We start from the raw sequence: 2,887 nt of genomic DNA, 5'->3' as shown, positions 1-2,887 counted from the left end.
TCGGGCACGATGGGTCATCCGATGGAAGGCCGCTCTCAACGCCTTCGCCATCACCTTCGACGGACGCATCAACCCGTCGAGCAACTGAAATGCCGGACGACACTTACACCGTTCGTCGGACACTCCCTCGCGACCAGCTCGCGCCGGATCGGTACACCGTTGCTTTCAGCACGGCGGCTGGCATGCCCACCCGTAGGTGGGGAACCTGATGAGCCCGTACAGGTTCACGCGAAGTACTTGCTGGCCATCCTCGACGAGGCCTGCGGCGTGGCCTTCGCTCGCTGGGACGCCCTCGGCTCGCTGACCAGCAACCGCAACGGCCGCGGTCGGGTCGGGTCGGGTCGGGTCGGGTCGGGTCGTGGAGTCTCGCCGAGCGCGCGCCACGCTGGCGCGATGAGGTCCGGCGGGTTGCGCCGTGGGGACGCCTGAGCCTAAGGAGCGGGCGTTTGTCGAGGGGACGGCGCCGGCCGCGTCCCGGCAGCGGGGCCAGGTCGGGCCCAAGCACTGTTATGGCGTGTACTGGTGGCAGGGCTGTGGAGCGGCGTAGCCCCGGGGCTGGGCAGTGCGGCCGCCGCGGCCGTCACTGGGTGAGGTTCAGTGGAAAGGCCGCTGTGGTGAGCCGGACGGTGTAGCCGTCGGGGTGGCGGCGGTGGGTGATGTCGACGAGTTGGTGGCTGATCCACAGGCCGAGCCCGGCGCCGTTCGAGTGCTCCGGCGGCAGGAGACCCACGAACGGGTCGGTCGGGCCGGGTCCGGTGTCGGTCACGGTAACGGTGAGACGGTCGGGCTGTACCCACAGGCGCAGCACCACGGGCGGGCGGCCGTGCAGGAAGGCGTTGCTCACCGCTTCGTGGGCGGCGAGCACGATGTTCTCGATCTCCTGAGCGGGCAGGCTGGTCTGGCGCGCGAACCCGGCGACAGCCGCGCGGGCAGTAGCCGGCGACGGGTCGACGAGCCACGCCGACGGGGTGTCCCGCTCTACCGGATCCAGCGGCGCGTCCTGGTGCTTGCTGATGAACTCGACCGGGTCCTGATAGCCGTCGTTTCGCCGGTGTCGGTCGCCCCGTCCGACGATGTGGTGGGTTGCGTACAGGTCGTCGAGCATCTCGTCGGTGAGCGGGCGCCGGTCATAGACACACACCGCCCACGTGTTGTGGCGACGTAGCGCAAGGTTGACCACGGCTTCGAGGCGGCGCCACTCGTGCCACTGCGCCTCGGGCACGACGGGTTCCTGGTTGACGATCCGCACCTGCGCTGTCCCGGGGCCGTAGCTGGCCAGGAGCGTTTCGGTCACGCGCAGGTCCGACGCCGGCCGCCCGGGTTGTCCCTGCGCTGGAAGGAGTAAGAGGTACGGGGAGGGGCCGACACTGTCGAGCACGGTCGAGGCGGTCTCGGGACGGACGAGCAGCAGGGTTGGCTCCTCGGCGGCGAGCCCGTCGCTAACGAATGGCAGCACAAACTCGAGCATCTCCTCGTTCGCGCTGTGCAGGACCAACTCGTGCAGGAAGCCAGTCTGATGCGCATCAGGTGGTCTCACGGCCTGCCCTCCACCTGCAATGCGATGAGGTCTACGAGCCTCAGCAGCCGCGTCACGACCGCTGGTGGCGACCGGAGCACCACTGTGGTCTCGGTGCCGATCGCGTGTCGATCCAGCGTGAGCAGCCCGCGGATGTCGATGAACTTGAGGTCGGCGGCGTCGATGACCACCTTTCCTCCGGACGCACCGACACCAATCCGCTCCAGCGCCTGCTCGAGCTGGTCGAGGCAGAACACGTCGACCTCGCCGGCCAGGGCGGCGTCGGCCCCGGACGTGGCGTGGACCTGGAACGGGGACAGGCCACCGTGAGCCAGGGCGTGGACACACACCAACTCGGCCACGGCGCTGTTACGAAGGGCGACGGCGTCGTAGGCGCACAGCATGGTGAGGGCATGCCCGAGGCAGAACCGGTCGATCAGGTGCTCGTAGCCTACGAGCTGCGCCCGCCGCGCCGGGTCTCGCGCCCGGCTGGTCCCGTCGGTGAACATCCGCAAGCCGGCGTATCCGGCGTCGAGCGCCTGCGTGGTCATCTCGGCCAGTACCGGCACCTCGGCGGCCGGGTGAACCGACGGGTCCGAGGCCGGCAACGTGGCGACCGGCACGAGCTCAAGCCGCCCCCGTTCCAGATGCTCGTTTAGGTCAGGCACGCCGTCGAGATCGTGCCGCAGCTTGCTCGGATCACCCTCGCCGACGTAGGTGACCCGCTCGCCCCGGTCCAGGCCCTCGGCCACATACGGTCGAGCGACCGCTGTCACTGCGTCACGACCGCGGAACGGCCAGCACACGTGGTCACCGATCGACCGCCCGATCGGTGACCATGCCACCCACGGCTCGTTCATGCGCGCCTGGCGGTCACGCCGCATGGGGATCGGTTCTGCCGCTGCGGCAGTGTGGTCCGCGCCCGCGTGTCCACCGGATCAGGATGGAACATGCGGGCCGGTAGCCGCGGGGCCGCCCGATGTAAGTCACCTCGCCACATTCCCCACGCGCCCGTCGGGGATCACCGCCGTCCACCGCCATTGGTGGACCACGAGCCCGGTCACGGCGCCCGATCGCGGGCACGCCGAGGCTAGCCCGGGCGGGTGCGCCGGACAACGGGCAGCGGCGACCAGGCCTGCCGCGGTACTTCTGCGGCGGTACTGATGGATTGCCAAGGCGCATGAGCGCCGGCCCAGCTCTGATGTTCGCTAAATGGGCGCCGAGCAGCGCACCACAGCAGCGGACGCTGCGTGGTGTAACTCGCTCCGCGGGAGGCTCTGCGGTTCAGATCATGCCGTCATGAGTTCGGCGGTGGCCACCCCTTCCGGTGGTGTCGGGGTGGCGAGCAGGGCCATGGTGGCTTCGCCGAGG

2 protein-coding genes are annotated in these 2,887 nt (G+C 69.6%); both read right to left on the bottom strand.

Annotated elements, in window-relative coordinates:
- Positions 1-580: 580 nt before the first annotated feature.
- Complete coding sequence (locus RM445_RS31850; protein ID WP_311560578.1) at positions 581-1,537, bottom strand: sensor histidine kinase; 957 nt, start codon at positions 1,535-1,537, stop codon at positions 581-583.
- On the bottom strand, positions 1,534-2,376 hold the full coding sequence (locus tag RM445_RS31845; RefSeq protein WP_311560577.1) for an MEDS domain-containing protein: 843 nt from the start codon (positions 2,374-2,376) through the stop codon (positions 1,534-1,536). Before RM445_RS31845 ends, RM445_RS31850 begins: the two co-directional genes overlap by 4 nt.
- Between the last annotated feature and the right edge of the window lie 511 nt (positions 2,377-2,887).

This window comes from Pseudonocardia charpentierae, assembly GCF_031845345.1.
GTDB lineage: Bacteria > Actinomycetota > Actinomycetes > Mycobacteriales > Pseudonocardiaceae > Pseudonocardia > Pseudonocardia charpentierae.
Note: the sequence above shows the minus strand (reverse complement) of the source record. Positions and strands in the feature narration are given on the sequence as shown.